The organism is Modestobacter versicolor, assembly GCF_041028285.1.
GTDB classification, from domain to species: Bacteria; Actinomycetota; Actinomycetes; order Mycobacteriales; family Geodermatophilaceae; genus Modestobacter; species Modestobacter versicolor_A.
On record NZ_JABGDB010000003.1, the window covers coordinates 156,670 to 182,707 of the forward strand.

Genomic DNA, 26,038 nt, shown 5'->3' on the forward strand with positions numbered 1-26,038 from the left:
CGACGCCACCTGCCCGCCCACGGCGGCATCTTCGTCCTCCACCGCCTCGCGCCGGTCCCGGGGGAGGAGCCACCCGCCCGCCCGTCGTGAGCTGTGCCGCGGCAGGCTCCTGACGGCCCAGCGCAGCACCTCAGCCGCCGGCTCCCCGGCCCGTCGAACACCTACGCGGAGGGGGCGTCGTCCGGCGTGCGGGGCACCCGGATGGTCACCGTGGTGCCCTCGGGGCCGGGGACGGCGGTGATGTCGGCGAAGGCGCTCATCAGGGTGGAGCCCCGGCCGCGGTCCATGCTGGGCACCCGCTCCCGCCACTGGCCGTGGTCGCGCACGGTGATCTCGACCCGGCCGCCCCCGACCTCGGCGGCCACGTCGACGAAGGGCTCGGTCGGGTGCTGGGCGTGCTCCACCGCGTTGGTGGCCGCCTCGCACGCGGCCAGCAGCAGGTCGTAGGCGGTGTCCTCGTCCAGCCCGGCGGTGGCGAACAGCCGGCGCAGCGCCCGGCGCAGCGCCGGGACGGCCTGCGGGGTGGACGGGAAGCGCCAGCGCTCGTAGTGCACCTGCTCCGGCGCCGGCGGCGGGGCCACCGCCGGTGGCCGGCTGGCCGGGACCAGGGTGCGCACCCCGGTCGGCCGGGGGACGGAGGGCACCCGGACGGGCCCGGTCGGCACGTCGGGGTCCATCGCCTCGCGCCGGCCGTTCGCGCGCTCGATGGCGACCCGGACGCGGGCGACCAGCTCCGCGGCCTGGAAGGGCTTGGCCAGGTAGTCGTCGACCCCGGCGGCGAAGCCCTCGACCGCCGCCTCCTGGCCGGCCCGGGCGGTGAGCATGATGACCGGGATGTCCCGGGTGCCCTCGTCGGCCCGCAGCAGGCGGAGCAGCTCGAAGCCGTCGACGCGCGGCATCATCACGTCGGTCAGCACCACGTCGGGCCGTTGGTCGGCGATGCTGGCCAGCGCCTCCTCGCCGTTGGCGACGGTGCGCACCTGCCAGGTGGGGGCCAGCAGCCGGGTGAGGTAGGTGCGCATGTCGGCGTTGTCGTCGACGACCAGCACCGTGGTCGTCGTCCCGGTCGGTGCCGACGCCTGCTCGGCCGGTGCCACCTCCTGCTCCCAGGCCTCGGCGGTGCCGCGCGCGACCTCGGAGGGGGCGGCGGGGTGCGCGGCGTCGCGCGGGGCGTCCGGGCTGCCGTAGGGCACCGTCACGGTGAAGGTGCTGCCCACGCCGGCCTCGCTGGCCACCGACACCGAGCCGCCGTGCAGGCCGACCAGCTCGCGGACCAGGGCCAGGCCGATGCCGGTGCCCTCCCGGTTGCGCCCGAACGAGCCCGGCACCCGGTGGAACCGGTCGAAGACCAGCGGCAGCTCCGCGGCCGGGATGCCGATCCCGGTGTCGGCGACGGTGAGCACGACGGCGTCGTCCGTGCCGCGCATGGTCACCGAGATGCCGCCGACGAAGGTGTACTTGACCGCGTTGGACAGCAGGTTGAGGACGACCTTCTCCCACATCCGCGGGTCGACGGAGGCCGTCCGGGGCAGCGGCGGGCAGTCCACCGTCAGCCGCAGCCCGGCCCGCTCGGCCGCGGCCCGCAGCACGCCGGCCAGCTCCGCGGTGAAGTCGGCGACGTCGGTCTCCACCCGTACGGCGCTGGCGCGGCCGGCCTCGATGCTGGCGAAGTCCATCAGGTCGTTGACCAGCCGCTGCAGCCGCTGCCCGTTCCGCATCGCCAGGGTCAGCTGGTCGCGCGCGGCGGGTGGCAGCGGCGCTGCCACGTCGGCCAGCACGTCGCCGATCGGCCCCAGCAGGAGCGTCAGCGGGGTGCGCAGCTCGTGGCTGACGTCGGAGAAGAACGCCGTCTTGGCCCGGTCCAGCTCGGCCAGCGACTCCGCCCGGCGGCGCTCGGCCTCGAAGGCGCGGGCGTTGCCCAGGGCGCCGACGAACTGGCCGGCGACCAGGTCCAGGAAGGTGCGGTACTCGGGGTCGAGCACGCGGTTGGGGCTGACGCCGGCGACCAGCACGCCCAGCTGCTCGTCGCCGGCGGCCGCGGTGAGCGGCAGCAGCACGGCGTCGGTGACCGGGTCCTGCCAGAAGCCGCCGACCAGGCCGAGCCCGGGGACCCCGGCCGGCAGCTGCGCGGCGTCGTCCAGCACGGCGGGCAGGAGCTCGGCCGGGCAGCCGACGGTCGCCGCGCGGCGCAGCCGGCCGCCGTCGTCGAGGTAGACCGCGGCGAACGGGAGGTCCAGCGGGTCGGTGGCCAGCGCCTCGCACAGCCCCGCCAGCACGGCCGGTTCGTCACCGAGGGTCGCGCCGGCGGAGGACAGGTCGTGCAGCAGCCGCTGCCGGCGCTCGCCGAGGACCTCCCCGGTCACCTCGGTGCAGACGGCGTGCATCCCGGCCACCCGGCCGTCGTCGCCGAAGGCCGGGGCGTGGGAGACGGTGAAGTAGGTCTCCTCGCGGTAGCCGGCGCGCTCGAGCAGCAGCGGCAGCCGGGGCAGCCAGGAGGCCTCGCGGGTGGCCATGGCGTGCTCGACCGGGCCCTCGAGGGCCGCCCAGCCCTCGGCCAGGGTGACCCGGATGTCGGCGCCGATCGCCGGGTGCTTCGCGCCGATGAAGGGGGCGTAGGCGTCGTTGTAGAACTGCAGGTACTCCGGGCCCCAGGTCAGCACCATGGGGAACCGGGACGCCAGCACGGTCCGGACGGCGAAGCGCAGGCTCGCCGGCCAGGACGCCACCGGCCCGATCGGGGTGGCCGCCCAGTCGTGCGCTGCCATCAGCCGGCCCGCCTCGCCGCCACCGGCGAAGAGGTCGGGGTCCGCGGACCCCGACGGGGCTGCCTCCTGCACGCACACCTCCCTGCCACGCCGGACGGCGGGGCCGCTCACCCGCAGGCCGGGGAGCGGTCGACCGGGTCGGCCTCCCGCGAGTGGGAACCTACCGGCGGACGTGCCGGATCGGCGGTGGAGGGCCGGGCGCCGTCCGCGAGTCCACCCCCCGGGACGCCGTCCCGGGGGCCCGGCGGAGCGGTCGGCGGGGTCGCGGTCCGCGCGGTCACGTTCGGGTAACGCTTCCGCCGATGCCTTGCCCCGACCCCGCGGCGGTCGGCTGGATGGCTCCCCGGGGGGTGACCGGGACCACAGTCCGCCGGTGTCCTCCCCGGCCCGTCACCGACCGCTCCCCTGGAGGACGTCCATGACCGCTCCCGCCCGCGAGGCCCGCTCCCGCACGACGTCGGTCTGGCGCCCCCTGGTGGCCCTCGGGCTCGGCGCGTCCCTGCTCGTCGCCTGCGGTGGGTCGGACGAGTCGGCCGGCGGGGGCGGCGGCGGCGGGGGCGGGGGCGTCGACGAGGTCACCTTCCTCAACGTCGTGCCGATCGAGTCCCTGTCGTTCGCCCCCGAGATGGTGGCGACGTGTGCCGGCTTCTTCGAGGACAACCAGCTCGACGTCACCTTCGAGCCGACGCAGGGCTCCGCGCAGGCGATCAACACGGTGATCGCCGGCGGTGCGCTGCTCACCCGGGCCGGCGACATCGAGATGATCGCGGCGCTGGCCGAGCAGGACGCGCCGCTGCGCAACCTCGGGGACGTCGAGAAGTCCGGCGCCATCCGGATCATGTCCAGCTCCGGCGCCCCGCTGGAGGAGCCGGCCGACTTCGAGGGCACGCTGATCGGGCTGCCGTCGGTCGGCGGCACCTCCGAGAAGACGCTGGACCTGATGCTCAGCGCCAACGGCATCCCGCGTGACTCGGTGGAGCGCGAGGTGACCGGGCTGGCCCCCGGGGTGTTCGACCTGGTCGAGTCCGGGCGGATCGACGGCTACCTCGTCTCGCTGGACACCGCGCTGATCCTGCAGGCGCAGCGGGACGCCGTGGCGATGAACCCCACCGAGTTCATGCCGGCCGGCAACCAGCTCTACGTCAGCAGCACCGACCAGATCGAGGACCCGGAGAAGGCCGACCAGCTCACCCGCTACATCGCGTCGATCGCCGCGGCCATCCGGTACATCGCCGACGACCAGGCGGACGGCTTCTCGAAGACGATGGAGTGCATCGGCGGCGACTTCGAGGTCCCGGCGCTGGAGGACCCGGAGTCGGCCGTCGCCTCGATGGAGATCTACGTCGAGAGCTGGACGCAGGGCGGCGACGACCAGCTCCTGAAGACCGACCCCGAGCGCTGGACCGAGACCTACGAGGCGATGGTCGACGCCGGCATGGCCCCGGACGGCGCGGACCCCGCGGAGTGGCTCACCGACGAGTTCGCCCCGCAGTCCTGAGCGCGGAGCGGTCGGGGGCACCTCGCGGGCGGGGGCGGGTGCCGGGTTGGATGGGGCAGGCCCGCCGGGAGAGCCCCGGCGGCGAACCGAGGAGAGCCCCGTGGCAGAGCTGACCCGCCCCGACGTCGAGCCGCCCACCGGCCCCGAGCCCGACGACCTGGTGATCGAGGACCTGGTGGTCGGCGACGGCCCCGAGGCCACCGCCGGCAGCCTGGTGAGCGCCCACTACGTCGGGGTCACCCACGACGGCGGCGAGCAGTTCGACGCCTCCTGGGACCGGGGCGACCCGCTGGAGTTCCGCCTCGGCGTCGGCATGGTCATCCAGGGCTGGGACGAGGGCATCGCCGGCATGAAGGTCGGCGGCCGCCGCCGGCTGACCATCCCCGCGGACAAGGCCTACGGCGAGCGCGGTGCCGGTGGCGTGATCAAGCCCGGCGCGACGCTGGTCTTCGTCGTCGACCTGGTCGGCGTCCGCTGAGGGAGGACCCCGTTGCCCCCCACCGCTCGTAAGCTCGCGGCGGGCCCCTGCAGCGGGGCCGCCCGGGCTCGCGCGGTGGGGGCAGCGGGGCCTGCGCTCACACCGCCGGCTGGCCGTAGAACTCGCGGGGGTCGGCCGCCAGCGAGGCCTTGACGTGCCGGCTCCAGTGGTCGACCAGCACCTCCCAGTCGCCGGCCTGCAGGCCGTCCAGCGCCGTCCGGACGACGTCCGCCGGGGCGGTCATCGGGCCGGTGTAGCCGGCCATCATGTCGGTGTCGGCAGCGCCCAGCACCACCCCGGTCACCTGCGTCCCCTGGGCGGCGAGCTCGAGCCGGATGCCGTTGGTGAGGCTCCACGCCGCGGCCTTCGCGGCGCTGTAGGCGTTCGCCCCGTCGGTGGAGAACCAGGACAGCGCCGAGAGCACGTTGACGATCCCGCCGCCGCCGTTGCGGCCCAGCACCGGCGCGAACGCCCGGACGACGCCCAGCGTGCCGTAGAAGTGCGTGTCCATCTCCCGCCGGACGTCGGCCAGGTCGCCGGTGACCAGGTTCGCGCCGGTGGTGATGCCCGCGTTGTTCACCAGCAGGCTCACGTCGCCGGCGGTCGCGGCTGCCGCCGCGACCGACCCCGGGTCGGTGATGTCGACCCGCAGGACCTCGACGCCCGGGACGTCGACCAGCTCGGGGCGGCGGGAGGTGGCGTAGACCTTGGCGGCACCGCGCTCGAGCAGCTGCTGGGCGAACTGGCGGCCGAGGCCGCGGTTGGCGCCGGTGACGAGGGCGACGGACCCGGTGATGTCCATGACGTTCTCCTTGCGTTCGGGGTGACCTGTCCAGGACGCTAGGACCTGACGTTGACGTCAGGGTCAAGGGTGAGCCCGATCACGAGGAGGTCCGGTGCTGCGCATCGGTGAGGTCGCCGCCCGCGCGGGCGTGAGCGTGCGGGCGCTCCGCTACTACGAGGAGCAGGGGCTGCTGGAGGCCGAGCGCACCCCCAGCGGGCAGCGCCGGTACCCGGAGAGCGCGGTGGGTCGGGTGCGGTTCATCCAGCAGATGTACGCCGCCGGGCTGGGCAGCACCGACGTCCTGGAGGTGCTGCCGTGCGTGCACACCGGCCGGGCCACGCCGGAGATGATCGCCCGGCTGGTCGAGCAGCGGGACGGCATCGACCGGCAGGTCGCCGAACTCGTCCAGGCCCGGGAGCGACTGGACGAGATCATCCGCATCGGCCGCGACCACGTGCCGGTCGACGCCCCGGTGGGCTGACCACCGATGACTCCGCGCGGTCACGGCAGTCCTCCTCGCATGACCGCCGCAGCACAGACCGGCCAGCCGATCGACGTCACCTTCGCCAGCGTCATCGAGAAGGACGGCGCCTTCCCCACGTACCTGGAACTGCCCGGCTCCGCTCAGGCCCTCGGCACCCGGCGGGCGGTGAAGGTCGCCGGGACCCTGGACGGCCACCCGTTCACCGCGACGCTGATGCCCTCGGGCAGCGGGCCGCACTGGCTGCCGCTGAGGAAGGCGCTGTGTGCCGCGATCGGCAAGCACGAGGCCGGCACCGCGGTCGCCGTCCACCTGGAGCAGCGGTTCAGCTGAGACCGTCAGCACCATCGGGCAGGGTGGCGCCGTGATCGACGTCGGCGTCGCCACCTGCGCGGCCGTGCCCCAGCTGGACGAGGACGGCCCGCTGCTGCTGGCCGCGCTGGCGGAGGTCGGGGTCCGGGCCCGGCCCGTCGTCTGGGACGACCCGGAGGTCGACTGGCCGGCCTTCGACGCCGTGCTGGTCCGCAGCACCTGGGACTACCCGCTGCGCCGCGCGGAGTTCCTCCGCTGGGCCGGCGGCTGCCCCCGCACCGTGAACCCCGTCGACGTCCTGGCGTGGAACACCGACAAGCGGTACCTCGACGACCTGGCCCGGGCCGGCGTGCCCACGGTGCCGACCGTGCTGGTCCCCCCGGGCACGGCGTGGACCGCACCGGACGGCGACCACGTCGTCAAGCCCACGGTGAGCGGCAGCGCCGCGGACACCGGGCGGTTCCGCGGGCCCGGCGACCCGGAGGCGGCAGCGCTCGTCGCCCGGCTGCACGCCCAGGGCCGGACGGCGATGGTGCAGCCGTACCTCCCGGGGATCGAGGTCGAGGGCGAGACCAGCCTGGTCTACCTCGGCGGCGAGCTCTCCCACGCCGTCCGGCGGGCGCCGCTGCTGACGGACGTGGGCGTCCGGTCGCCGGTGGTGGTGGCCGACGTGATGGCGACGCTGCAGGCGGTGCCGGTCGCTGCGCAGCAGCGCGCCGTCGCCGAGGCGGCCGTGGACGCCGTGCCGGGCGGACGCACCCGGTTGGCCTACGCCCGCGTCGACCTGGTGCCGGGGGCGGACGGCCCGGTGGTGCTGGAGCTGGAGGCCACCGACTGCTTCCTCTTCCTGTCGTTCGCCGACGACGCCGCCCGCGCCCGGCTGGCCGAGCACGTGGTGGCCCAGCTCGCCTGAGCGCGTGATGAGCCGCTCACCTGCCCCGGGTTAGGCGATCACGGCAGCGGGGAACCGGCCGGTGCATGACGCAACCAGTCCCGGCGCCCCAGCACGCGACCGTCGAGGAGGCCCGAGGCGGGGGCGACGCGGGCGGCGAGTCGACCGGCACCGTCGTCGTCGCCGGCCTGGCCAACCTGGCGATCGCCGCCGCGAAGCTGGTCGGCGGCCTGGTCAGCCACTCCTCGGCGATGATGAGCGAGGCCGCCCACTCGCTGGCCGACACCGTCACCGAGGTGCTGCTCTTCGTCGCGCTCAAGCGGGGCAACCGGGCGCCGGACGCGAGGCACCCCTTCGGCTACGGCCGGGAGACCTACTTCTGGGCGTTCCTGGCCGCGCTGTGCACCTTCGGGCTGGGCGCCGGGTTCTCGATCTGGCAGGGCGTGTCGACGATCCTCGAGCGCGAGCCGGAGGGCTCCTCGACGATCTCCTACGTCATCCTCGCCGTGTCCTTCGTGCTCGAGGGCGGGTCGCTGCTCAAGGCGGTCCGGCAGGTGCGCGGCGCCGCGCGGGAGCACGGGGTGACCGCGCGCCGGTACCTCCGGCACACCACGGACACCACGGTGAAGGCGGTGACGTTCGAGGACTCCGCGGCGCTGGTCGGGCTGCTCCTCGCCGCGCTCGGGCTGTTCCTGGAGCAGGTCACCGGCGACCCGCTGTGGGACGGCGTGGCCGCGGTCCTGATCGGCGTCCTGCTGGCGCTGGTCGCCGGGTCGCTGGCCCGGGCCAACGTCTCGCTGCTGATCGGCCAGTCGGTGCCGGGCACCACCCGGCAGGACCTGGAGGACGAGATCGCCGCGCTGACGCAGGTCGACGGCGTGCCGTTCCTGCTCACCACGGTGATCGGGCCGGGCCAGCTGGTGGTGGCGGCCAAGGTGGACTTCGCCGACACCGCCACGGTCGCCGACATCGAGCGGGCCTCCGACGAGGCCGAGCGCCGGCTGGTCGCGCGGCACCCCGGTGTCCGGTACGTCTTCCTCGACCCGACGGCCGGCGACGGCCGCGCCCGGGTGGCCGCGCCCACCGCGGAATGAGCCGGGCCCGCCGCCGGTTGACGACGTCCGTGCAGGTCGAGGTGTGGTCCGACGTCGTGTGCCCGTGGTGCTACATCGGCAAGCGCAAGCTGGAGACGGCGCTCTCCCGGTTCGCGCACGCCGACGAGGTCGAGGTGGTGTGGCGCTCCTTCCAGCTCGACCCGAGCGTGCCGGAGGGCCACACCGAGCCCACCCTGCCCGCGCTGGCCGCCAAGTACGGCCGCAGCGAGGCGGAGATGGCCGGCCAGATGCGCCGGGTCGAGGAGGTCGCGGCCGCCGAGGGGCTGCACTACGACCTGGTCCAGGGCGTCAGCGGCAACACCCTGCTCGCCCACCAGCTGCTCCACCTCGCCGCCGAGCACGGCCTGGGCGGTGCGCTGAAGGAGCGGCTGCTGCACGCGCACTTCGAGGAGCACCGCTCGGTGTTCGACATCGACGCCCTGGTGCCGCTCGCCGTCGAGGTGGGCCTGGACGAGGCCGAGGTCCGCGCCGCCCTCGCCGACCTGCGCTTCCTGCCCGCCGTGCACGAGGACATCGCGACCGCCCGGGCGCTGGGTGCGACCGGCGTGCCGTTCTTCGTCGTCGACCGTGCGTACGGGGCCGCCGGCGCGCAGCCGGCGGAGACCCTGCTGGAGCTGCTCGAGCGGGCCTGGGCCGCGAGCCACCCGCTGGTCACCGTCCCCGCCGCCGAGGGCTGCGCGGACGGCACCTGCTCGGTCTGAGGAAGGACCCCCTCGCCCCCCACCCCTCGCAGGCTCGCGGCGGGACCCTGCGAGGGGGCCGTCAGCGCACGAGACGGGCGGCGCGCTCGAGGGCCTTCTCGGCGTCGGTGGCCAGCCGGCGGACGACGTCGGTCGCCGACTCCTCCGCGGTGACCAGCCCGACGGACTCCCCGGCGTAGACCGGGCTGTGCTCCAGGTCGCCCTCGGCCCGGGCCCGCCGCACCTGCTCGGCGGCCTGGGTGTCGCCGCGCAGCTCGTCCTCGCGGCCGTGCCAGGTCTGGGTGAACTCGTTGACCAGCGCCCGGCCAGGCCAGCGCGCCGGCCAGGGGAGCCCTTGCGCGATGTCGAAGGCGCTGGTCAGCACCGTGCGGTCGCCGCTCGCGGCCCGGACCCGCTCCCGCGCCGCCGGGGAGTTGGTCGCCTCGGGTGAGGACAGGAACGGGGTGCCCACCCAGGCGCCCGCCGCCCCGGCCACCAGGACGGCGGCCAGGCCCGCGCCGGTGGCGATGCCGCCCGCGGCGAGCACCGGCCGGTCGGTGACGGCCAGCACCTCCTGCAGCAGCGGCAGGGTGGCCCGCTGCCCGGTGTGCCCGCCGGCCTCGGTGCCCTGCGCCACGATGACGTCGGCCCCGGCCGCCACCGCCCGGTCCAGGTCGGCGCGGGTGTTGACCGCGGTGGCCACCGCGATGCCGGCGTCGTGGAGCGGCCCGACGAACGGCCCCGGGTCGCCGAAGGAGACCGAGACCAGCACCGGCTCGGCGGCGATGGCGGCGGCCAGCAGCTCGGGACGGCGGTCCAGCGCCCACGCCATCAGCCCGATGCCGAAGGAGACGTCGGCCTCGGCGGGCAGCCGGGCCTGCTCGGTGACCCACCCCGCGGGGGTCTCGGACCCCACGCCGATCATGCCGAGCCCGCCGCCCAGCGAGACGGCCCGGGCGAGCTCGCCGCCGGCCACCCCGGCCATCGGTGCGCCGAACACGGGGACGTCGAGGTCGAACCAGCGGGTCAGTGCCGTCTTGATCACCGGGCCATCGTCCTCCGGACGGTGCGGCCGGGCGCGGTCAGCGTCGCGTGACGTCGGCGGTGAACGCCCGCAGCCGCCGGTGCAGGCCGGCGACCTGCTCCTCGACCGCCAGCGCCTGCAGGTCGGGGTCCAGGTGCCGGGCCGTGGGCGGGACCTGCAGCACCTGGTGCGCGCACCGCAGGTCGGCGCAGACGTACGTGCCCACGGTGTCGCGGTTGCGGCCGGCCTCGCCGACCCGGCGGGCGGTGAACAGCGAGACCTCCGCGGCCGGGCGGACGGTCTGGCAGAGCAGGCACATCGCCGAGCGCCGGCTGGACATCGCGGTGTCCGCGGCCCGCAGCGCCAGGCCCACCACGCCGTCGTCCTGCTCGTGCACGAGGTAGCCGCGCAGCTCGGCGCGGGGGTCGCGCCAGCCGAGCACCTCCAGGGACGCCCAGTCCAGCTCGGCGAGGTCGCGTGGCGGTGCCATCGCCGCCGCCTCGCTCCGGGAGCAGTTGACCAGCGAGCGGCGCAGCGCCGCCTCGGTCAGGGCGAGCACGGGAGACCTCCGGGGGACGTCGGGACGGGCGGCCCGCAGACGGTACGGAGCGCGCCCGGCCCGACGCACCCGGTTTCCCCGGCGGTCGGCTCAGCTGGTCGCGGGACCGCCGTGCCCGGTGCCGGACAGCTGCCCGAGCAGGTCGTGCGCGCTTCGCGCGCTGGGAGTCCTGCTCCATCACCTCGCGGGAGGACGGGGCGACGTCGTCCAGGCCGGCGTTCTCGGCGTCCCGGACGTACTGGCCGTGGTCGTGCCCGGCCTCGAGCGAGTGGTACTGGACCGAGATGAGGTCGAAGGTGACGTCGGCGAAGCCGGTCTCACCGGTGGCCATGGGCACCTCCTCCGAGGAGCGGATGTGACCCGGCTCTCGTTCCCGCCCGCCGGCGGGTGGGACGGACCGGTCCGGCTCAGGTCCGGTCGGCCGTCGGGGCCTCGCCGACGGCGCCGCCGACGCCGCCGGCCTCGTCCGCTGCCGCCGCGAGCTCGTCCTCGCCGGTGCTGGTGGGGTCGTCCTCGGTGGAGGCGAGGTCCTCACCCTGGCCGAGGGCGCCCGGGTCGGCCTGCAGGGTGCGCGGGTCGTTGAGCGGGTCGGGGGTGTCCGGATCGGTGACGGTCATGGCCGGACCGTGCCCCGGTGGTGCTCCACTCGAACGTGCGTAACTGGACGCTTACGTAAGCCATCTGTTACACATGCCACATGGAGGCCCTGGCCGCGCTCGCCGACCCGACCCGGCGGGAGATCGTGGCCCTGCTCGCCGCCGGGGAGCAGGGCGCCGGCGAGCTCGCCGGTCACTTCCCGGTGACCCGCCCGGCGATCAGCCGCCACCTCCGCGTGCTGCGGGACGCCGGCCTGGTCCGCGTCCGGGCCGAGGGGCAGCGGCGGGTCTACACGCTCGACCCCGGCCCGCTGTCGGAGATCGACGCCTGGCTCGCCCCCTACCGGCGGCTCTGGGCGCAGCGGCTGGACGCACTGGACACCGAGATCGCCCGCGGACGGCGGGCCCGAGTGCAGGAGGACCGTCGATGAGCACACCGGACGAGCGGCTGGGCGAGGTCACCGAGGTGGCCGACGGGGTGCGGCTGCGGTTCCGCCGCAGCTGGCCGGACCCGGTCGAGGACGTGTGGGCGGCGCTCACCGAGCCCGACCGGCTGCTGCGCTGGATGGGCAGCTACGAGGGCGAGCGGCGCGCCGGTGGCTCGGGCACCTTCACCATGACGCACGAGGAGCAGCCGGTCGGCGAGCCGATGCGGATCGTGGAGTGCGACGCCCCCCGCCGGCTGGTGGTGGAGTGGGAGTCCGAGCAGGCGTGGCGGGTCGAGCTGGACCTGACCGAGGAGGACGGCCGGACGGTGCTGGTCTTCAGCCAGCTCTTCCCGGCCGGCACCGAGGTCACCGACTACGTCCTGGGCTGGCACTGGTACCTGGACAAGCTCGACGCCGAGGTGTCCGGCGGCACGCCGCCCGGGCACTGGGACGACTTCTACGCCCAGCTCGGCCCGGCCTACGGCCGCACCGCCCCCTGAACCCGCAGACCGTCCGCCGGCCCCGACCCCGACCCGCGGAGGTCGGGGTCCGCCGTCAGGCCTGGGCCTGCTCCACGGTCCGGACCGGGTCCGGGCCGGTCCACGGGCCGAGCCGCTGGAGCAGCCGCTCCCGGGACGCCAGCCGCGGTCCGGCCTGCACCGGGTAGGTGTCGTAGGCCCCGGTCAGCGCACGGGCGGCGTGGACGGCGAAGTTCGGGTCGTCCTGCGCCTCGCGGGCGACCGCGACCAGGTCGGCCTGCCCGGTCGCGACGACCGCCTCGGCCTGCTCGGCGTCCACCACGAGGCCGACCGCCATGGTCGGGATGCCGGCCTGCTCGCGGATCGCCGCGGCGAAGGGCACCTGGTAGCCGTAGCCGATCGGGTGCTCCCAGCCGGCCCCGATGCCGCCGCCGGAGACGTCGAGCGCGTCCACGCCCACGGCCGCCAGCTCGCGGGCGAAGGCGATGGTGTCCTCGAGCGTCGTCCCGTCGCGCTGGGCGTCGACGGCGGAGACCCGGACCAGCAGCGGCAGCTCGGCGGGCCAGACGGCGCGCACCGCCTCGACCACCTCGAGCGGGAACCGCATCCGGGCGGCCAGCGAGCCGCCGTAGGAGTCGGTGCGCAGGTTGGTGAGCGGGGACAGGAACTGGTTGAGCAGGTACCCGTGCGCGGCGTGCACCTCGGCGACCTCGAAGCCGGCGGTGAGCGCGCGGCGGGCGGCGGCCACGAAGGCCTCGCGCACCCCGGCCATCTCCGCCACGGTCAGCGCGTGCGGCGCCGTCCAGCCCTGGCCCATCGGCACCCCGCTGGGCGAGACCGGCGTCCACGGGACGTCGCCGGGGCGGGCGTTGGCCGTGGTGACCTGGCCGGAGCCGTCCCACGGGCGCAGCGTGTTCGCCTTGCCGCCGGCGTGCGCCAGCTGGATGGCCGGCACGCTGCCGTGCGCGCGCAGGAAGGCGGCGATGCGGGCGAGCCCGGGCACCTGCGCGTCGTCCCACAGGCCCACGTCCCCGGGGCTGATCCGGCCGTCGGCGGTGACGCCGGTGGCCTCCACCATCACCAGCCCGAAGCCGCCGAGCGCGAACCGGCCGAGGTGCACCAGGTGGTAGTCGCCGACCAGGCCGTCGGTGACCGAGTACTGGCACATCGGCGCCACGGCCAGCCGGTTGGGCAGGGTGGTGCCGCGCAGGGTCAGCGGCTGCAGGAGCGAGGGCCGGGCGGGGGCGGGGGCGGCGGTCACGACGGTCGACAACCACCGCACCGGCGGTCGGCATCCCGCAAGGACGTACGTCACACTGCAGGTAGACGTCCTATACGAGTAGCCTGACCCGATCCCCCCGGCCTCAACGACGCGGCCGGGGTGGGCTCAGTCAGCCAGCGCCGGTGCCGGTGTCGTACCCCGCACTGCCGCACTCAGAGGAGGAGACGCCGTGACCCCCGTGGCCACCCCCGGTCTCGAAGACGCCCCCACCACGCACGCCCGACTCCTCGCCTGGGTGCAGGAGATGGTCGAGCTGGCCCAGCCCGACCAGGTCGTCTGGGTCGACGGCACCGACGAGGAGTGGGAGCGGCTCACCGGCCGGCTCGTGGACGCCGGCACCTTCACCCGGCTGGCGAAGAAGCCCAACTCCTTCCACTGCGCCTCCGACCCGAGCGACGTCGCCCGCGTCGAGGACCGGACCTTCATCTGCTCGGTCGACGAGGCCGACGCCGGACCCACCAACAACTGGATGGACCCGGGCGAGATGAAGGCGATCATGACCGAGCTGTACCGGGGGTGCATGCGCGGCCGGACGATGTACGTCATCCCGTTCTGCATGGGCCCGGTCGAGGCCGAGAACCCGATGTTCGGCGTCGAGCTGACCGACTCCGAGTACGTCGTGGTCTCGATGCGCGTGATGGCCCGCATCGGCAGCCGGGTGCTGGAGGCGATGGGCACCGACCGCCCGTTCGTGCCGGCCATGCACTCCCTCGGCGCCCCGCTCGAGCCCGGCCAGACCGACGTCGCGTGGCCCTGCAGCGACACCAAGTACATCGTGCACTTCCCCGAGGAGCGGGCCATCTGGTCCTACGGCTCCGGCTACGGCGGCAACGCGCTGCTGGGCAAGAAGTGCTACTCGCTGCGGATCGCCTCCTCGATCGCCCGCGACGAGGGCTGGCTGGCCGAGCACATGCTGATCCTCAAGCTGACCAGCCCGCAGCAGAAGACCTACTACGTGGCCGCCGCCTTCCCGAGCGCCTGCGGCAAGACCAACCTGGCGATGCTCGAGCCGACCATCCCCGGGTGGAAGGTCGAGACCCTCGGCGACGACATCGCCTGGATGCGCTTCGGCGAGGACGGCCGGCTCTACGCGCTCAACCCCGAGTTCGGCCTCTTCGGGGTCGCGCCGGGCACCGGCTGGGACACCAACCCCAACGCGATGCGCACCATCGACCAGGGCAACTCGGTGTTCACCAACGTCGCGCTCACCGACGACGGCGACGTCTGGTGGGAGGGCATGACCGACGACGCCCCCGCGCACCTGACCGACTGGAAGGGCCGGGACTGGACGCCGGACAGCGACGAGCCCTCCAGCCACCCGAACAGCCGCTTCTGCACCCCGATCACCCAGTGCCCGATCCTGGCGTCGGAGTACACCGACCCGAAGGGCGTGCCGATCTCGGCGATCCTCTTCGGTGGCCGCCGCAAGACGACGATCCCGCTGGTCAGCGAGGCGCGGGACTGGAACCACGGCGTCTTCATGGGTGCGACGCTCTCCTCGGAGACCACCGCGGCGGCCACCGGCGCCGTCGGCGTCGTCCGGCGTGACCCGTTCGCGATGCTGCCGTTCATCGGCTACAACGCCGGCGACTACTTCCGGCACTGGGTCGAGACGGGCAAGGCGCACGACGCCAGCAAGCTGCCGCGGATCTTCTACGTGAACTGGTTCCGGCGCGACGAGGACGGCGGCTTCCTGTGGCCGGGCTTCGGCGAGAACAGCCGGGTGCTCAAGTGGGTCATCGAGCGCCTGGAGGGCACCGCCGCCGCCGAGGAGACCCCGGTCGGCCACGTGCCGACGCCGGACTCCCTGGACGTCTCCGGCCTGGGCATGACCCGCGACCAGGTCGAGCAGGCGCTGCGCGTGGACCGCGACGAGTGGCAGGCCGAGGTCCCGCAGATCACCGAGTGGTTCGAGAAGTTCGGCGACAAGCTGCCCAGCACCATGTGGGACGAGCTGGAGATCCTCAAGAGCCGCCTCGCCTGAAGAAGGACCCCGCTGCCCCCCGGCCTCCGCAGGTCCAGGCCGGGACCCTGCAGCGGGGCCGGACCGCACCACCTGAGGTCCCGCTCCCGACAGCGTCGTCGGGAGCGGGACCTCGGTCGTTCCTCCCGCCCGGTGCCGCGCAGCGGGGTCGGTTAGCGTGACGGGGCGCCCCTCTTCCCGTGACGGAGGCCAGTCCGCTCGTGCCCAATCCGTACCTGCACGTGCTGCGCACGCCGCACGCCCTGCCGATGGTGCTGGCGGCCTTCATCGGCCGGCTGCCGCTGTCGATGATCGGGCTGGGCAGCGTGCTGCTCGTGCAGGACCAGACCGGCTCCTACGGCCTGGGCGGCGCGGTCGCCGCGGCCGGCGCGGTCGCCTCCGCGGTCGCCGGGCCGGTGATCGGGCGGCTGGCCGACACCCACGCCCAGCGCCGGGTGCTGCTGGCGGTGCTGGCGGTCTTCGTCGTCTCCGGGTTCGTGTTCCTCACCTCGGTGCGCGAGGACTGGCCGCTGTGGACGGTGTTCGCCTCCGCCGCCGTCACCGGGGCCACCCTCCCGCCGGTGGCCTCGATGATCCGGGTGCGCTGGACCCACCTGCTGCGCGGGACGCCCCGGCTGCCGACCGCGCTGGCGATGGAGTCGGTGGTCGACGAGTTCGTCTTCATCGTCGGCCCGGTGCTGGTCACCTTCCTGTCCACCACCGGGCACACCACCTCGGGCGTGGTCACCGCCTTCACCCTGGCCGCCGTCGGCACCCTGCTCTTCGCCGCCCAGGGCCGCACCGAGCCGCCCCCCGCCCCGCACGAGCACCGCCGCGGGCCGTCGGCGATCCGGGTGCCGGGCCTGCGGGTGCTGTTCGTGGTGGGCGCCGCCGTCGGTGCCGTGCTCGGCACCCTGGAGATCGGGCTGGTCGCCTTCGCCGACGAGGCCGGCGCCCGGTCGCTGTCCGGCGTGCTCATCGCGGCGCTCGCCGCCGGGTCGATGGCCGCCGGCATCGGCTGGGGCACCGTGCACTGGCGGGTGCGGCTGCGGCACCGGCTGGTGGGGGTGCTCGTGGTGCTCACCGTGCTGACCGTGCCGCTGATGCTGGTCGAGGGCTTCTGGCTCATGCTGCCGCTGGTCCTGCTGGCCGGCATCGCCGTGTCGCCGGCGCTGATCAGCGCGTTCACCCTCGCCGAGGTGCTGGTGCCCCGGTCGGCGGTCACCGAGGCGTTCACCTGGATCGGCACCTCCCTCGCCCTGGGCGTCGCGGTCGGGGCGTCGCTGACCGGGAAGATCGTCGACAGCGCCGGGGCCAACGCCAGCTTCGTCGTCGCCACCGTGGCGGCCGGGGTGGCGGCGGTCGCCGTGGGGATCGCCCAACGGTGCCTGCACGTCCCGGCCGAGCACGCCCCCACCGCGGCCCTGGCGCACTGAGCGGGCATGGACCGGCAGTACGAGCTCCCCGGCATGGTCGTGCGGGAGCACACCGTCCCGGTGCCGCTGCGCTGGGGCGCGGACGACGGTGAGGCGATCTCGGTCTTCGTCCGGGAGCTGGTGCACCCCGACCGCCGGGACGACGACCTGCCGGTGCTCTGCTTCCTGCAGGGCGGCCCCGGAGGGAAGTCCCCGCGCCCGGTCGGCGGCGGGGACTGGATCGCCCGGGCGCTGCAGGACTTCCGGGTGGTGCTGCCCGACCAGCGGGGCACCGGCCGCAGCTCCCGGGTCACCGCCCGGCGGATCGGCGCCTTCCCCGACCCGCGGGCGGCCGCCGAGCACCTGCTCGCCTTCCGGGCCGACTCGATCGTGGCCGACGTCGAGCACGTGCGCACCACGCTCTACGGCGACCGGCCGTGGACGACGCTCGGCCAGAGCTACGGCGGCTTCGTCACCCTCACCTACCTGTCGCAGGCGCCGCAGGGGCTGGCGCGCTGCCTGGTCACCGGCGGGCTGCCGAGCCTGCGCCCCGGCGCCCGCGAGGTGTACCGCCGCACCCACCCCCGGGTGGCGGCGCGGACCCGGCGGTTCTACGAGCGGTTCCCGGACGACGTGGCGCGGGTCGCGGCGGTGGCCGACGTGCTCGACGAGACCGACGTCCGGCTGCCCGACGGCGACCGGCTGACCGTCCGCCGGCTGCAGACGCTGGGGCACGTCCTGGGGACGGGGACCGGCGCCGAGCAGCTGCACTGGCTGTTCGAGGAGGCCCTCGAGGACGACGGTGCCCCGGCCGACGCGTTCCTGGAGGCCGTCGCGCAGCGGACCTCCTACGCCGACAACCCGCTGTACGCGGTGCTGCACGAGAGCATCTACGCCGCCGGGCCGGGTGCGACGGCGTGGGCCGCGGAGGCCGAGCGCGGTCCGGAGGCCGACCCGGACCGGCGGCCGCTGCCGTTCACCGGCGAGATGGTCTTCCCGTGGATGTTCGACGAGGTCCGGTCGCTGAAGCCGTTCGGCCCCGCGGCCCGGGCGCTGGCCGCGGTGGGCTGGCACCCGCAGCTGTACGACCGGGCGGTGCTGGCGGCCAACGAGGTGCCGGTCGACGCCGTCGTCTACTTCGACGACATGTACGTCGACGCCGGCCTGTCCCTGGAGACCGCCGACGCTGTGGGCAACCTGCGGGCCTGGGTCACCAACGAGCACGAGCACGACGGCCTGCGCACCGGCGACGTCCTCGACCGCCTGCTGCGCCTGCGACACGGTTGAGCGGGCGCTTCGACCCGGCCAGCGACCACCGGCTGCCCGAGGCGTCCGGCCACGACGTCGAGGTGGTCGTGCGCTGCTCGGAGGGCTGCACCTCCAGCCTGGCCGCGGACGCGCTCCGCTCCCTCGGCCTGCACCGGGCGACCGACGTCGTCGGCGGCTTCTCCGGCTGGGTGGCCGTCGGGCTGCCGGCGGAGCTGCCGCGCTGACCCCCGGCACGGGGGGTGCGACGCTGTCCCGGTGCTGACGGACCCGCCACCCCCCGGCAGGGGCGGCCGGCCGGCCGCCGGCGGTGGCCGGGTGCTGGACGTGGCACCGGAGCGGCTGGGCCGCTGGCTGGACGGCGTCGCCGACCGGCACGGGTCGTTCACCGACGTCCGGGTGGACGACGCCGGGGTGGTGCACGTCACCTGCACGGACACCACCACGCTCGCGCTCACCGCCCCCTACGGCTGGACCCCGCCGTCCGGCGCGACGCTGGCCGCGTTCGGAGCTGCGGTCCGGGCGCCGCACCGGACGGCGGTGCTGCTGGTGCGCCGCGGCCGCTGGGCGGTCGGCGTCTTCGACGGTGCGCAGCTGGTGGTGTCCAAGGTCGACGCCCGGCAGGTGCAGGGCCGGACGGCGGCGGGCGGCTGGTCGCAGCAGCGGTTCGCCCGCCGTCGCGGCAACCAGACCGACGCCGTCGTCACCCACGCCGCCGACACCGCCGCCCGGGTGCTGCTGCCGCACGCCGGCGGCACCCGGGCGCTGGCCACCGGTGGCGACAAGGGGCTGGTCGCCGAGGTGATCGCCGACCCCCGGCTGCGGGCGCTGGCGGCCCTGCCCCGGCTCGGTCCGCTGGACGTCGGCGAGCCGACCAAGGCGGTGCTGCTGGAGACCCCGCCGCGGTTCCGCGCGGTGCGGGTGCACATCGTGGAGCCCGGCGACCGCAGCTGACCCTCAGCTGGTGTGGTGCACCTCCTGCAGCCGGTACACCGGGGTGGGGATGCCGGCCTGCCGCGCCTTCAGCTGCAGGGCGAGGTACAGCGAGTAGTGCCGCGACTGGTGCAGGTTGCCGCCGTGGAACCACAGCGCCTCCTGCTGGGTGGGCTTCCACATGTTGCGCTGCTCGCCCTCCCAGGGACCGGGGTCCTTGGTGGTGTCCGAGCCCAGCCCCCACACCTTGCCCACCCGGTCGGCGACCTCCTGGCTGATCAGGTCGGCCGCCCAGCCGTTCATCGAGCCGTACCCGGTGGCGTAGACGACGAGGTCGGCGGGGAGCTCGGTGCCGTCGGCGAGCACCACCGAGTGCTCGGTGAGGTGGTCGACCTGGCCCTTGACCAGCGCGACGTCCCCGTCGGCCACCAGGTCGGCCGCGCCCACGTCGATGTAGTAGCCGGAGCCGCGGCGCAGGTACTTCATGAACAGGCCGGAGCCGTCGTCGCCCCAGTCGTGGTCGAAGCCGGCGGCCGCGAGCCGCTCGTAGAAGTCGGCGTCACGCTCCCGCATCTGCTCGTACAGCGGGATCTGGAACTCGTGCATGATCCGGTACGGCAGCGAGGCGAAGACCAGGTCCGCCTTCTCCGTCGTCATCCCGGCGGCGACCGCCTCCTCGGAGTACAACGCCCCGAGGCCGATCTCCATCAGCGAGTCCGACCGGACGATGTGCGTCGACGAGCGCTGCACCATCGTCACGTCGGCGCCGTTCTCCCACAGCGCGCCGCAGATGTCGAAGGCGGAGTTGTTCGAGCCGACGACGACGCACGTCTTCCCGCGGTAGGCGTCCGGGCCCGGGTGGGCCGAGGAGTGGTGCTGGTCGCCGCGGAACACGTCCTGGCCGGGCAGGACGGGGACGTTCGGCTTCCCGGACATGCCGGTGGCCAGCACGAGCTGCTTCGGCCGCAGCTCCACCGGCTTCCCGTCGCGCTCGACGGTGACCCGCCACTCGCCGGTCGCCTCGTCCCAGGCGGCGCTCAGCGCCCGGGTGTTGGCCCAGTAGTCGAGCTCCATCACCCGGGTGTAGGACTCCAGCCAGTCGGCGATCTTGTCCTTGGGGGCGAACACCGGCCAGTTGTCCGGGAACTTGACGTACGGCAGGTGGTCGTACCAGACCGGGTCGTGCAGGCACAGCGACTTGTACCGGCTGCGCCACTGGTCACCCGGCCGCGGGTGCTTGTCGATGACGATGGTCGGGACGTCGAGCTGGCGCAGCCGCGCGCCCAGCGCGATGCCGCCCTGGCCGCCGCCCACGACCAGGACGTACGGCTGCGTCACGTAGCCGAGCTCGCGGGCCTCCCGCTCCCGGCGGTCCAGCCAGGTCTCCCGGTCGCGGTGGACGCCGTGCTCGGCGCCCTTGGGACGGCGGTCGCGGACCGGCTCCTCGTGGCCGGTCAGCTCGTACAGCGTGGTCAGCAGCGTCCAGGCGCGGCCGTCCTGCAGCCGCAGGTGCCCGCGCCCCCGGCCGACGGCCGTCTCGAACTCGACCCAGGCCTCGTCGACGCCGTCGGCCCCGGTGGGGGGCTCGGCGGTCCGGAACCCGTGCGGCCCGGTCGTCTCCAGCGTGGCCTGCAGCAGGTCGCGGACGCCGTCGTGCCCCTCGACGGTGGTGAGGTTCCAGCTGAACGCCACCAGGTCCCGCCAGAAGCAGGTGGGGGCGAAGAGGTCGACCGCGCGGTCGACGTCGCGCGCGGTGAGGGCGGCCTCGAAGGCCTCGAGCCAGGCGGTGACCCGCCCGGCCGGGTCGTCGGTGGCCGGGAGGCGGGTGTCGGTCTGGGTCACGGGGCAGCTCCTGCGTCCGCGGAGGAGTGGCCGCAGGTGCGGCGCCGGGTGCAGCTGACCACCCGACGCCGCCACGCCACCGGCCGAGCCGGTCGTCAGTCCGCCGGACGCTGAGCGTCCCTACCGCTTGTGTGACCCAGCTCACCCACGGTGAGCAGGGTGGGGAGTCAGCCGGTCGGCGTGGTGGTGGTGGTCAGCTCGACCTGCTCCTTGCGCAGCTCCTCGGTGACCGTGGTCTCCTCCGTCGCCCACGCGGTGGCGAGCCGGACCCGCTCCACCGGCCGCCGCTCGAGGGTCACCGACGGCTGCTCGGCGTAGAGGGTGACCCACTCCGACGCGCTGGTCGGCCGGCGGGCACCGGCCTCGGCGGCGTCCTCCGGTCCGCGGCCGCCGACGGAGGGGCCGACCGGCAGGTACTCGATCCGGGCCTGCTGCCGGGTGATCGTCACCGGCACCATGACCTCCTCGGTGACCTCCTCGATCCGCAGCACCGCCCGGGTCCACGGCTCCATGACGGTGCTCACCGCCAGCCGCTCCTCGGTGACGGTCATCGCCGTGTCGGCCGCCGTCCCCACCGTGGGGCCGGTGGGCTGGCCGTTCGCCGACGGCGGCACCGGTGGCAGCGTCGTCGTCCGCTGGGGCGCGCCGGCCGCCGGCGGGGCGAGGGACCGGTAGTGCGCGAGCAGCGTCGCCTCCTCGTCCGGGCTGAGCCGGTCGGGGGAGGAGACCCGCGGCGCGGCCCGGACGGCCTCGGCGGGGACGTCGAGCTGCAGCCGGCCGTCGGCGTACCGGGCGTCGGCGAGCGGTGCGATCACCGGGACGTCGTCCGGGGCGGCGTGCAGACCGGCGGACAGGCCCACCCAGGTGGGCTGCTCGGTCACGTCGTCCAGGAACACGGTGGTGACGGTCCCCAGCGCGTTGCCGTCACGGTCGTCGGCGATCGCCCCGATGACGGGGGGCAGAGCTGAGTCACTGGCCATGCCTGTGGATGGTCCGGAACCGGCCGGTCTACACATCGCGACGGCGGTCCACGGGAACTCGGTTGAGCCGGAACGGTGCCGCGCGTACCGTCCTCCGACCGTGTCCCCGACCTCCGCGACCACCGGGACCGCCCCCGATCCCGTCCTCACCGCCGAGCGGGCGCACCTCGCCCGCGCGGCCGACTGCCTGACCCGGATGCGCACCGCCGCGGTCGCCGTCACCGACGCCGGTGTCGACGCGTGGGCCTCCGAACGGCTGGGGGCCGCGCGCGCCGAACGGCTCGCCGCCCTGGCCGCCGACCCCGGCGTCCCGGCCTTCTTCGGCCGCACCGACACCGCCCCGGGCGACCGGGCGGGCGCGGAGACCTTCCACATCGGCCGCCGGCACGTGCGCGACGCCGACGGCGACCCGGTCGTCATCGACTGGCGGGCGCCGATGAGCCGGGCGTTCTACCAGGCCAGCGCCGCGGAACCGCAGGGCGTCGCCCGGCGGCGCCGGTTCGGCTTCGCCGGCGGCGAGCTGACCAGCTACGAGGACGAGGTGCTCGCGCCCGGCCAGGAGACCGGCGACAGCGCCTTGCTGCGGGAGGAGATCGAGCGGCCGCGCAGCGGCCCGATGCGCGACATCGTGGCCACCATCCAGCCCGACCAGGACGACATCGTGCGGGCGCCGCTGACCGAGTCGATCTGCGTGCAGGGCGCCCCGGGCACCGGCAAGACGGCGGTCGGCCTGCACCGGGCCGCCTACCTGCTCTACACCCACGGCGACCAGCTCTCCCGCACCGGCGTGCTCGTGGTGGGCCCCAACCGGGCCTTCCTCCGCTACATCGAGCAGGTGCTGCCGGCGCTGGGCGAGGTGGCGGTCGACCAGGCCACCGTCGCCGACCTGACCGCCCGGGTGCCGGTGCGGGCGCAGGACGTACCCGCGGCCGCCGTGCTCAAGGGCGACCCCCGGATGGCCGAGGTGCTCCGCCGGGCGCTGTGGGGCGGCATCCGCAAGCCGGTGGACTCCGTGCAGGTGACGCTGTCGGGCCGGCGGTACCGGATCGGCGAGGAGACGCTGAAGCGGTTCGTCGACGACCTGCGCCGGGCCGGCACCGGCAGCGCGGACGAGTCCCAGCGGGTGCACTACGCCGCCGGCCGGGAGCGGCTGGCGATGAGCCTGGCCGAGTACGCCCGGCGGCTCAAGGAGGTCGGCGGGGGCAGCCCGACGGACGCCGAGACCCGCCGGACCGCGCGCAGCGCCGAGGTGCGCGCCTTCTGCGACGCCGTCTGGCCCGCGGTGGACGCCGCCGCGCTGGTGGCCGACCTCTGGTCCGACCCGGCGCTGCTGGCAAGGGCGGCCCGCGGGGTGCTGAGCGAGGAGGAGCAGGCGCTGCTGCGCTGGCCGGCGCCGCCCCGGTCGGTGCGGACGGCCCGCTGGACCGCGGCCGACGCCGTGCTGGTCGACGAGGTCGCCGGGATGCTGGAGCGCACCCCCGGGTACGGCCACGTGGTGCTCGACGAGGCCCAGGACCTCTCGCCGATGGAGTGCCGGGCGGTCGCCCGCCGGCTGGCCGCCGGGTCGCTGACCGTGCTCGGCGACCTAGCGCAGGCCACCGGCCCCTGGTCGGCGGGCGACTGGGCGGGGACCCTCGCTGCGCTCGGCCGGCCGGACACCACGGTGCGCCCGCTCACCCGCGGCTACCGGGTGCCCGCGGAGGTGCTCGACTTCGCCAACCGGCTGCTGCCGCTGATCGCGCCCGGGCTCGGGGCGGCCACCGCCGTCCGCCGCGAGCCCGGTGCGCTCCGGGTGCGGCCGGTCGCGGCCCTCGCCGAGCCGCTGGTGGCGGTGGTCCGCGAGCTGGCCGCGGCCGAGGGGTCGACCGGCGTCGTCTGCGCCGACGCCGCGGTGCCCGAGGTGCTGCGCGTGCTCACCGCCGCCGGGCTGGAGGTCGCGGCGCTGGCCGACGACGGGGCGGCACCCACCCGCCTCTCGGTGGTGCCCGCGACGCTGGCCAAGGGGCTGGAGTTCGACGCCGTGGTCGTGGTCGAGCCCGCGGAGATCGTCGCCGCCGAACCCCGCGGGCTGCACCGGCTGTACGTCGTCCTGACCCGCGCGGTGAGCAGCCTGGTGGTCCTGCACCGCGGTGAGCTCCCCGGACCGCTGGCCGGCTGAGGGAGGGACCGTGCACGCACTGGCCTGGGTGGCCGCGGTGGTGGCCTTCGCCCTCGAGCTCGCCGCGCTGGGCGTGCTGGGCTGGGGCGGCTGGCAGCTGGGCGGTCCGACCGCCGTCGAGGTGCTGCTGGCCGGCGCGCTCCCGCTCGTGGCCGCCCTGCTCTGGGGGCTGTTCGCCGCCCCCCGCGCGGCGCACGGGTCCGCCCTCCGCCGGGGGGTGGTGCAGGCGCTGGTCTTCGGGGCCGCCGCCGTGCTGCTCGGCTGGGCGGCCGCCCCCGGCTGGGGCGTCGGCTTCGCCGCCCTGGTGGCCGCCGACCTGGTCGCGGCGCGGGTCCTGCCGGACGTGCAGTCGACCTCCGCCGGAGCCGGTCCCTAGGCTCCCGGCATGGCGGACTCCCTGCGTGACCTGCTGCGCACCCCGGCGGCCCCGGTCCGGCTCCCCGAACTCGACCCGCGCGGCACCCCGCTGGCGCCCGGGTCCAAGGAGCGCACCCGCGAGGTGATGATCGCCGAGGGGCAGCGGCTGGCCGAGCTGCAGGAGCGGCTCTACGCCGAGGGCGTCACCGGCGGGCACCGCCGCCTGCTGCTCGTGCTGCAGGGCATGGACACCAGCGGCAAGGGCGGTGTGGTCCGGCACGTGGTCGGCAGCGTGCAGCCGCAGGGCGTGCAGTACACCGCCTTCAAGAAGCCCACCCCCGAGGAGCTGCGGCACTCCTTCCTGTGGCGGGTGCGCAAGGCCGTGCCCGCCCCCGGGCTGGTCGGCGTCTTCGACCGCTCGCACTACGAGGACGTGCTGATCGGTCGCGTCCGCGAGCTCGCCGCGCCCGAGGTGGTCGAACGGCGCTACCGGGAGATCGTCCGGTTCGAGGCCCAGCTGGCCCAGGACGGCGTCACGATCGTCAAGGTCTTCCTGCACCTGTCCCCGTGGGAGCAGAAGCAGCGGCTGCTGGCCCGGCTCGACGACTCGGCCAAGCGCTGGAAGTTCAACCCGGGCGACATCGACGAGCGCGAGCTGTGGCCGGCCTACCAGCGCGCCTACGAGACCGTGCTGGAGCGCACCGACAGCGACGCCGCCCCCTGGTACGTCGTCCCGGCCGACCGCAAGTGGTACCGCAACTGGGCGGTGGGCCGGCTGCTGCTCGAGACGCTCACCGAGCTCGACCCGCGGCTCCCCGAGCCGTCCTACGACGTCGCCGAGCAGCGCGACCGGCTGATCGAGGAGCACCCGATCAGCTGACCGCCCGCCCCCGGCGCAACCGGGCGTCCAGCGCCTCGGTGCACAGCCAGCCGGCGATCAGCACCAGGTGCAGGAGGAACAGCCAGAACCCGACCGCGACCACCCCGCCGACGACGGTCAGCCCGCCGAACGGGGCGCCCAGGTCCAGCGGCAGGGACAGGAACAGCACGAACCCCTGCAGGAAGCCCGACAGCGACGCCGCGGTGAACAGCGCACCGGCCAGCACCGCGCCCCAGCGCAGCCGCCCGGCCGCCACTACCCGGAACACCCAGATCAGCGGCACGGTCAGCGCGAACAGCACCGAGTAGTAACCGACCGCGAACCCGCCCAGCGCCGCGCCGAACCCGGGCCGCTCGGCGAGGTCGGCCAGCAGCTCGCCGGCCAGCAGCAGCGGGTACAGCAGCAGCGGTGCCAGCAGCAGCAGCGGCAGCGACAGCAGCCGGCCGCGCCAGGCGGTGAACCGGTCGGCGGCCGGGCTGAACCGCAGGAGCGCACGGCGGATGCCCTCGCCGTAGAGCGAGATGGGCAGCAGGGTGAGCACGGCGCCCAGCGGGCTCAGCCCGGTGCCGGCCTCGGCCAGCCGGGCCAGCGCGTCCGGGGCGCCCAGCTCGGGGGGCAGCACGTCGGCCAGCCGCCCGGTGAGGTCGCGCACGCTCGCCGGGCTGGTCAGCCAGCTGGTCAGCCCCAGCGCCAGCACCAGCGCCGGCACGACGGCGATGCCGGCGTAGAAGGTGAGCCCGGCACCGATCAGCGCGGTGTCCCGGCCGCGCAGCCGTTGCCGGATGGTGTCCAGCAGGCCGCGGACCTCTCTCGCCACCTGCACCCGGCCATGTGACCAGGTGCGGCCCGGTCGCGCAGGTCGGACCGCCGA

At 75.2% G+C, this 26,038-nt stretch carries 26 protein-coding genes; 17 read left to right on the top strand and 9 right to left on the bottom strand.

Translation table 11 applies throughout. The features are described from left to right. Positions 1-161: 161 nt before the first annotated feature. Positions 162-2,837 carry an ATP-binding protein gene (locus tag HL054_RS11990; protein ID WP_369139237.1) on the bottom strand — a complete coding sequence of 892 codons (2,676 nt, stop codon included), beginning with the start codon at positions 2,835-2,837 and terminating at the stop codon, positions 162-164. A 346-nt stretch (positions 2,838-3,183) separates the two neighbouring features. Here HL054_RS11990 and HL054_RS11995 point away from each other — a divergent pair, with 346 nt between their 5' ends. Then, positions 3,184-4,263 (top strand): ABC transporter substrate-binding protein, encoded by a 1,080-nt coding sequence (locus HL054_RS11995; RefSeq protein ID WP_369139238.1) that lies wholly within the window; start codon positions 3,184-3,186, stop codon positions 4,261-4,263. Positions 4,264-4,363: 100 nt separating this feature from the next. Beyond that, complete coding sequence (locus HL054_RS12000; RefSeq protein ID WP_369139239.1) at positions 4,364-4,741, top strand: FKBP-type peptidyl-prolyl cis-trans isomerase; 378 nt, start codon at positions 4,364-4,366, stop codon at positions 4,739-4,741. A 97-nt stretch (positions 4,742-4,838) separates the two neighbouring features. Here the strand turns inward: HL054_RS12000 and HL054_RS12005 are convergent, their stop codons facing one another. After that, positions 4,839-5,543 (bottom strand): SDR family oxidoreductase, encoded by a 705-nt coding sequence (locus HL054_RS12005; protein ID WP_369139240.1) that lies wholly within the window; start codon positions 5,541-5,543, stop codon positions 4,839-4,841. Between the two features lie 94 nt (positions 5,544-5,637). Here HL054_RS12005 and HL054_RS12010 point away from each other — a divergent pair, with 94 nt between their 5' ends. The 5 genes from HL054_RS12010 (at position 5,638) to HL054_RS12030 (ending at position 9,026) form a co-directional block, all read left to right on the top strand. Continuing rightward, positions 5,638-6,006, top strand: coding sequence for a MerR family transcriptional regulator (locus HL054_RS12010; RefSeq protein WP_369139241.1), 369 nt, complete (start codon positions 5,638-5,640; stop codon positions 6,004-6,006). A 39-nt stretch (positions 6,007-6,045) separates the two neighbouring features. Next, on the top strand, positions 6,046-6,339 hold the full coding sequence (locus HL054_RS12015; RefSeq protein WP_369139242.1) for a DUF1905 domain-containing protein: 294 nt from the start codon (positions 6,046-6,048) through the stop codon (positions 6,337-6,339). Positions 6,340-6,370: 31 nt separating this feature from the next. Beyond that, the gene (locus HL054_RS12020; RefSeq protein WP_369139243.1) at positions 6,371-7,231 is read left to right on the top strand and encodes an ATP-grasp domain-containing protein; all 861 of its coding nucleotides are present in this window, start codon (positions 6,371-6,373) and stop codon (positions 7,229-7,231) included. Positions 7,232-7,296: 65 nt separating this feature from the next. Further along, positions 7,297-8,304 carry a cation diffusion facilitator family transporter gene (locus tag HL054_RS12025; protein ID WP_369139244.1) on the top strand — a complete coding sequence of 336 codons (1,008 nt, stop codon included), beginning with the start codon at positions 7,297-7,299 and terminating at the stop codon, positions 8,302-8,304. Positions 8,305-8,333: 29 nt separating this feature from the next. Then, positions 8,334-9,026 carry a DsbA family oxidoreductase gene (locus HL054_RS12030; protein WP_369139245.1) on the top strand — a complete coding sequence of 231 codons (693 nt, stop codon included), beginning with the start codon at positions 8,334-8,336 and terminating at the stop codon, positions 9,024-9,026. Between the two features lie 61 nt (positions 9,027-9,087). Here the strand turns inward: HL054_RS12030 and HL054_RS12035 are convergent, their stop codons facing one another. The 3 genes from HL054_RS12035 to HL054_RS12045 all read right to left on the bottom strand — a co-directional run bounded on the left by HL054_RS12035 (position 9,088) and on the right by HL054_RS12045 (position 11,205). Then, entirely contained in the window at positions 9,088-10,050 is a 963-nt protein-coding gene (locus tag HL054_RS12035) for an NAD(P)H-dependent flavin oxidoreductase (protein ID WP_369139246.1), read from the bottom strand. Between the two features lie 37 nt (positions 10,051-10,087). After that, positions 10,088-10,588: an FBP domain-containing protein gene (locus HL054_RS12040; RefSeq protein WP_369139247.1), complete on the bottom strand. Its 501-nt coding sequence runs from the start codon at positions 10,586-10,588 to the stop codon at positions 10,088-10,090. Positions 10,589-10,995: 407 nt separating this feature from the next. Next, positions 10,996-11,205, bottom strand: a complete 210-nt coding sequence (locus tag HL054_RS12045; protein ID WP_369139248.1) for a hypothetical protein — start codon at positions 11,203-11,205, stop codon at positions 10,996-10,998. 80 nt (positions 11,206-11,285) lie between these two features. Here HL054_RS12045 and HL054_RS12050 point away from each other — a divergent pair, with 80 nt between their 5' ends. Both HL054_RS12050 and HL054_RS12055 read left to right on the top strand, forming a co-directional pair. Further along, positions 11,286-11,615, top strand: a complete 330-nt coding sequence (locus HL054_RS12050) for an ArsR/SmtB family transcription factor (protein WP_369139249.1) — start codon at positions 11,286-11,288, stop codon at positions 11,613-11,615. Further along, entirely contained in the window at positions 11,612-12,112 is a 501-nt protein-coding gene (locus tag HL054_RS12055; protein WP_369139250.1) for an SRPBCC family protein, read from the top strand. Before HL054_RS12050 ends, HL054_RS12055 begins: the two co-directional genes overlap by 4 nt. A gap of 55 nt (positions 12,113-12,167) precedes the next feature. Here the strand turns inward: HL054_RS12055 and HL054_RS12060 are convergent, their stop codons facing one another. Then, positions 12,168-13,352, bottom strand: coding sequence for an NADH:flavin oxidoreductase/NADH oxidase (locus tag HL054_RS12060; RefSeq protein ID WP_369139251.1), 1,185 nt, complete (start codon positions 13,350-13,352; stop codon positions 12,168-12,170). Between the two features lie 190 nt (positions 13,353-13,542). On the opposite strand from HL054_RS12060, the gene HL054_RS12065 reads away from it, so the two are divergent. The 5 genes from HL054_RS12065 to HL054_RS12085 all read left to right on the top strand — a co-directional run bounded on the left by HL054_RS12065 (position 13,543) and on the right by HL054_RS12085 (position 18,971). Further along, positions 13,543-15,357 (top strand): phosphoenolpyruvate carboxykinase (GTP), encoded by a 1,815-nt coding sequence (locus HL054_RS12065; RefSeq protein WP_369139252.1) that lies wholly within the window; start codon positions 13,543-13,545, stop codon positions 15,355-15,357. Positions 15,358-15,536: 179 nt separating this feature from the next. Next, complete coding sequence (locus tag HL054_RS12070; protein ID WP_369139253.1) at positions 15,537-16,772, top strand: MFS transporter; 1,236 nt, start codon at positions 15,537-15,539, stop codon at positions 16,770-16,772. Positions 16,773-16,778: 6 nt separating this feature from the next. Further along, the gene (locus tag HL054_RS12075; protein WP_369139254.1) at positions 16,779-18,038 is read left to right on the top strand and encodes an alpha/beta fold hydrolase; all 1,260 of its coding nucleotides are present in this window, start codon (positions 16,779-16,781) and stop codon (positions 18,036-18,038) included. Then, positions 18,035-18,244: a rhodanese-like domain-containing protein gene (locus tag HL054_RS12080; protein ID WP_369139255.1), complete on the top strand. Its 210-nt coding sequence runs from the start codon at positions 18,035-18,037 to the stop codon at positions 18,242-18,244. The genes HL054_RS12075 and HL054_RS12080 overlap by 4 nt, the downstream gene beginning before the upstream one ends. Positions 18,245-18,275: 31 nt before the next feature. Next, entirely contained in the window at positions 18,276-18,971 is a 696-nt protein-coding gene (locus HL054_RS12085; RefSeq protein ID WP_369139256.1) for an acVLRF1 family peptidyl-tRNA hydrolase, read from the top strand. Between the two features lie 3 nt (positions 18,972-18,974). Here HL054_RS12085 and HL054_RS12090 read toward each other — a convergent pair whose 3' ends face one another. Together HL054_RS12090 and HL054_RS12095 are read right to left on the bottom strand one after the other, a co-directional pair. Beyond that, the gene (locus tag HL054_RS12090; protein WP_369139257.1) at positions 18,975-20,792 is read right to left on the bottom strand and encodes an NAD(P)-binding domain-containing protein; all 1,818 of its coding nucleotides are present in this window, start codon (positions 20,790-20,792) and stop codon (positions 18,975-18,977) included. 167 nt (positions 20,793-20,959) lie between these two features. After that, entirely contained in the window at positions 20,960-21,772 is an 813-nt protein-coding gene (locus HL054_RS12095; protein ID WP_369139258.1) for a YsnF/AvaK domain-containing protein, read from the bottom strand. Positions 21,773-21,872: 100 nt separating this feature from the next. On the opposite strand from HL054_RS12095, the gene HL054_RS12100 reads away from it, so the two are divergent. The 3 genes from HL054_RS12100 to HL054_RS12110 are packed head-to-tail and all read left to right on the top strand — an operon-like array spanning position 21,873 to position 25,167. After that, positions 21,873-23,930, top strand: coding sequence for a HelD family protein (locus HL054_RS12100; RefSeq protein WP_369139259.1), 2,058 nt, complete (start codon positions 21,873-21,875; stop codon positions 23,928-23,930). 10 nt (positions 23,931-23,940) lie between these two features. Beyond that, positions 23,941-24,306, top strand: coding sequence for a YrdB family protein (locus HL054_RS12105; RefSeq protein ID WP_369139260.1), 366 nt, complete (start codon positions 23,941-23,943; stop codon positions 24,304-24,306). A 9-nt stretch (positions 24,307-24,315) separates the two neighbouring features. Further along, positions 24,316-25,167 carry a PPK2 family polyphosphate kinase gene (locus HL054_RS12110; RefSeq protein WP_369139261.1) on the top strand — a complete coding sequence of 284 codons (852 nt, stop codon included), beginning with the start codon at positions 24,316-24,318 and terminating at the stop codon, positions 25,165-25,167. On the opposite strand, the gene HL054_RS12115 is transcribed toward HL054_RS12110, so the two are convergent. Continuing rightward, complete coding sequence (locus HL054_RS12115; protein WP_369139262.1) at positions 25,160-25,990, bottom strand: YhjD/YihY/BrkB family envelope integrity protein; 831 nt, start codon at positions 25,988-25,990, stop codon at positions 25,160-25,162. The two genes, HL054_RS12110 and HL054_RS12115, sit on opposite strands and share 8 nt — an antisense overlap. Between the last annotated feature and the right edge of the window lie 48 nt (positions 25,991-26,038).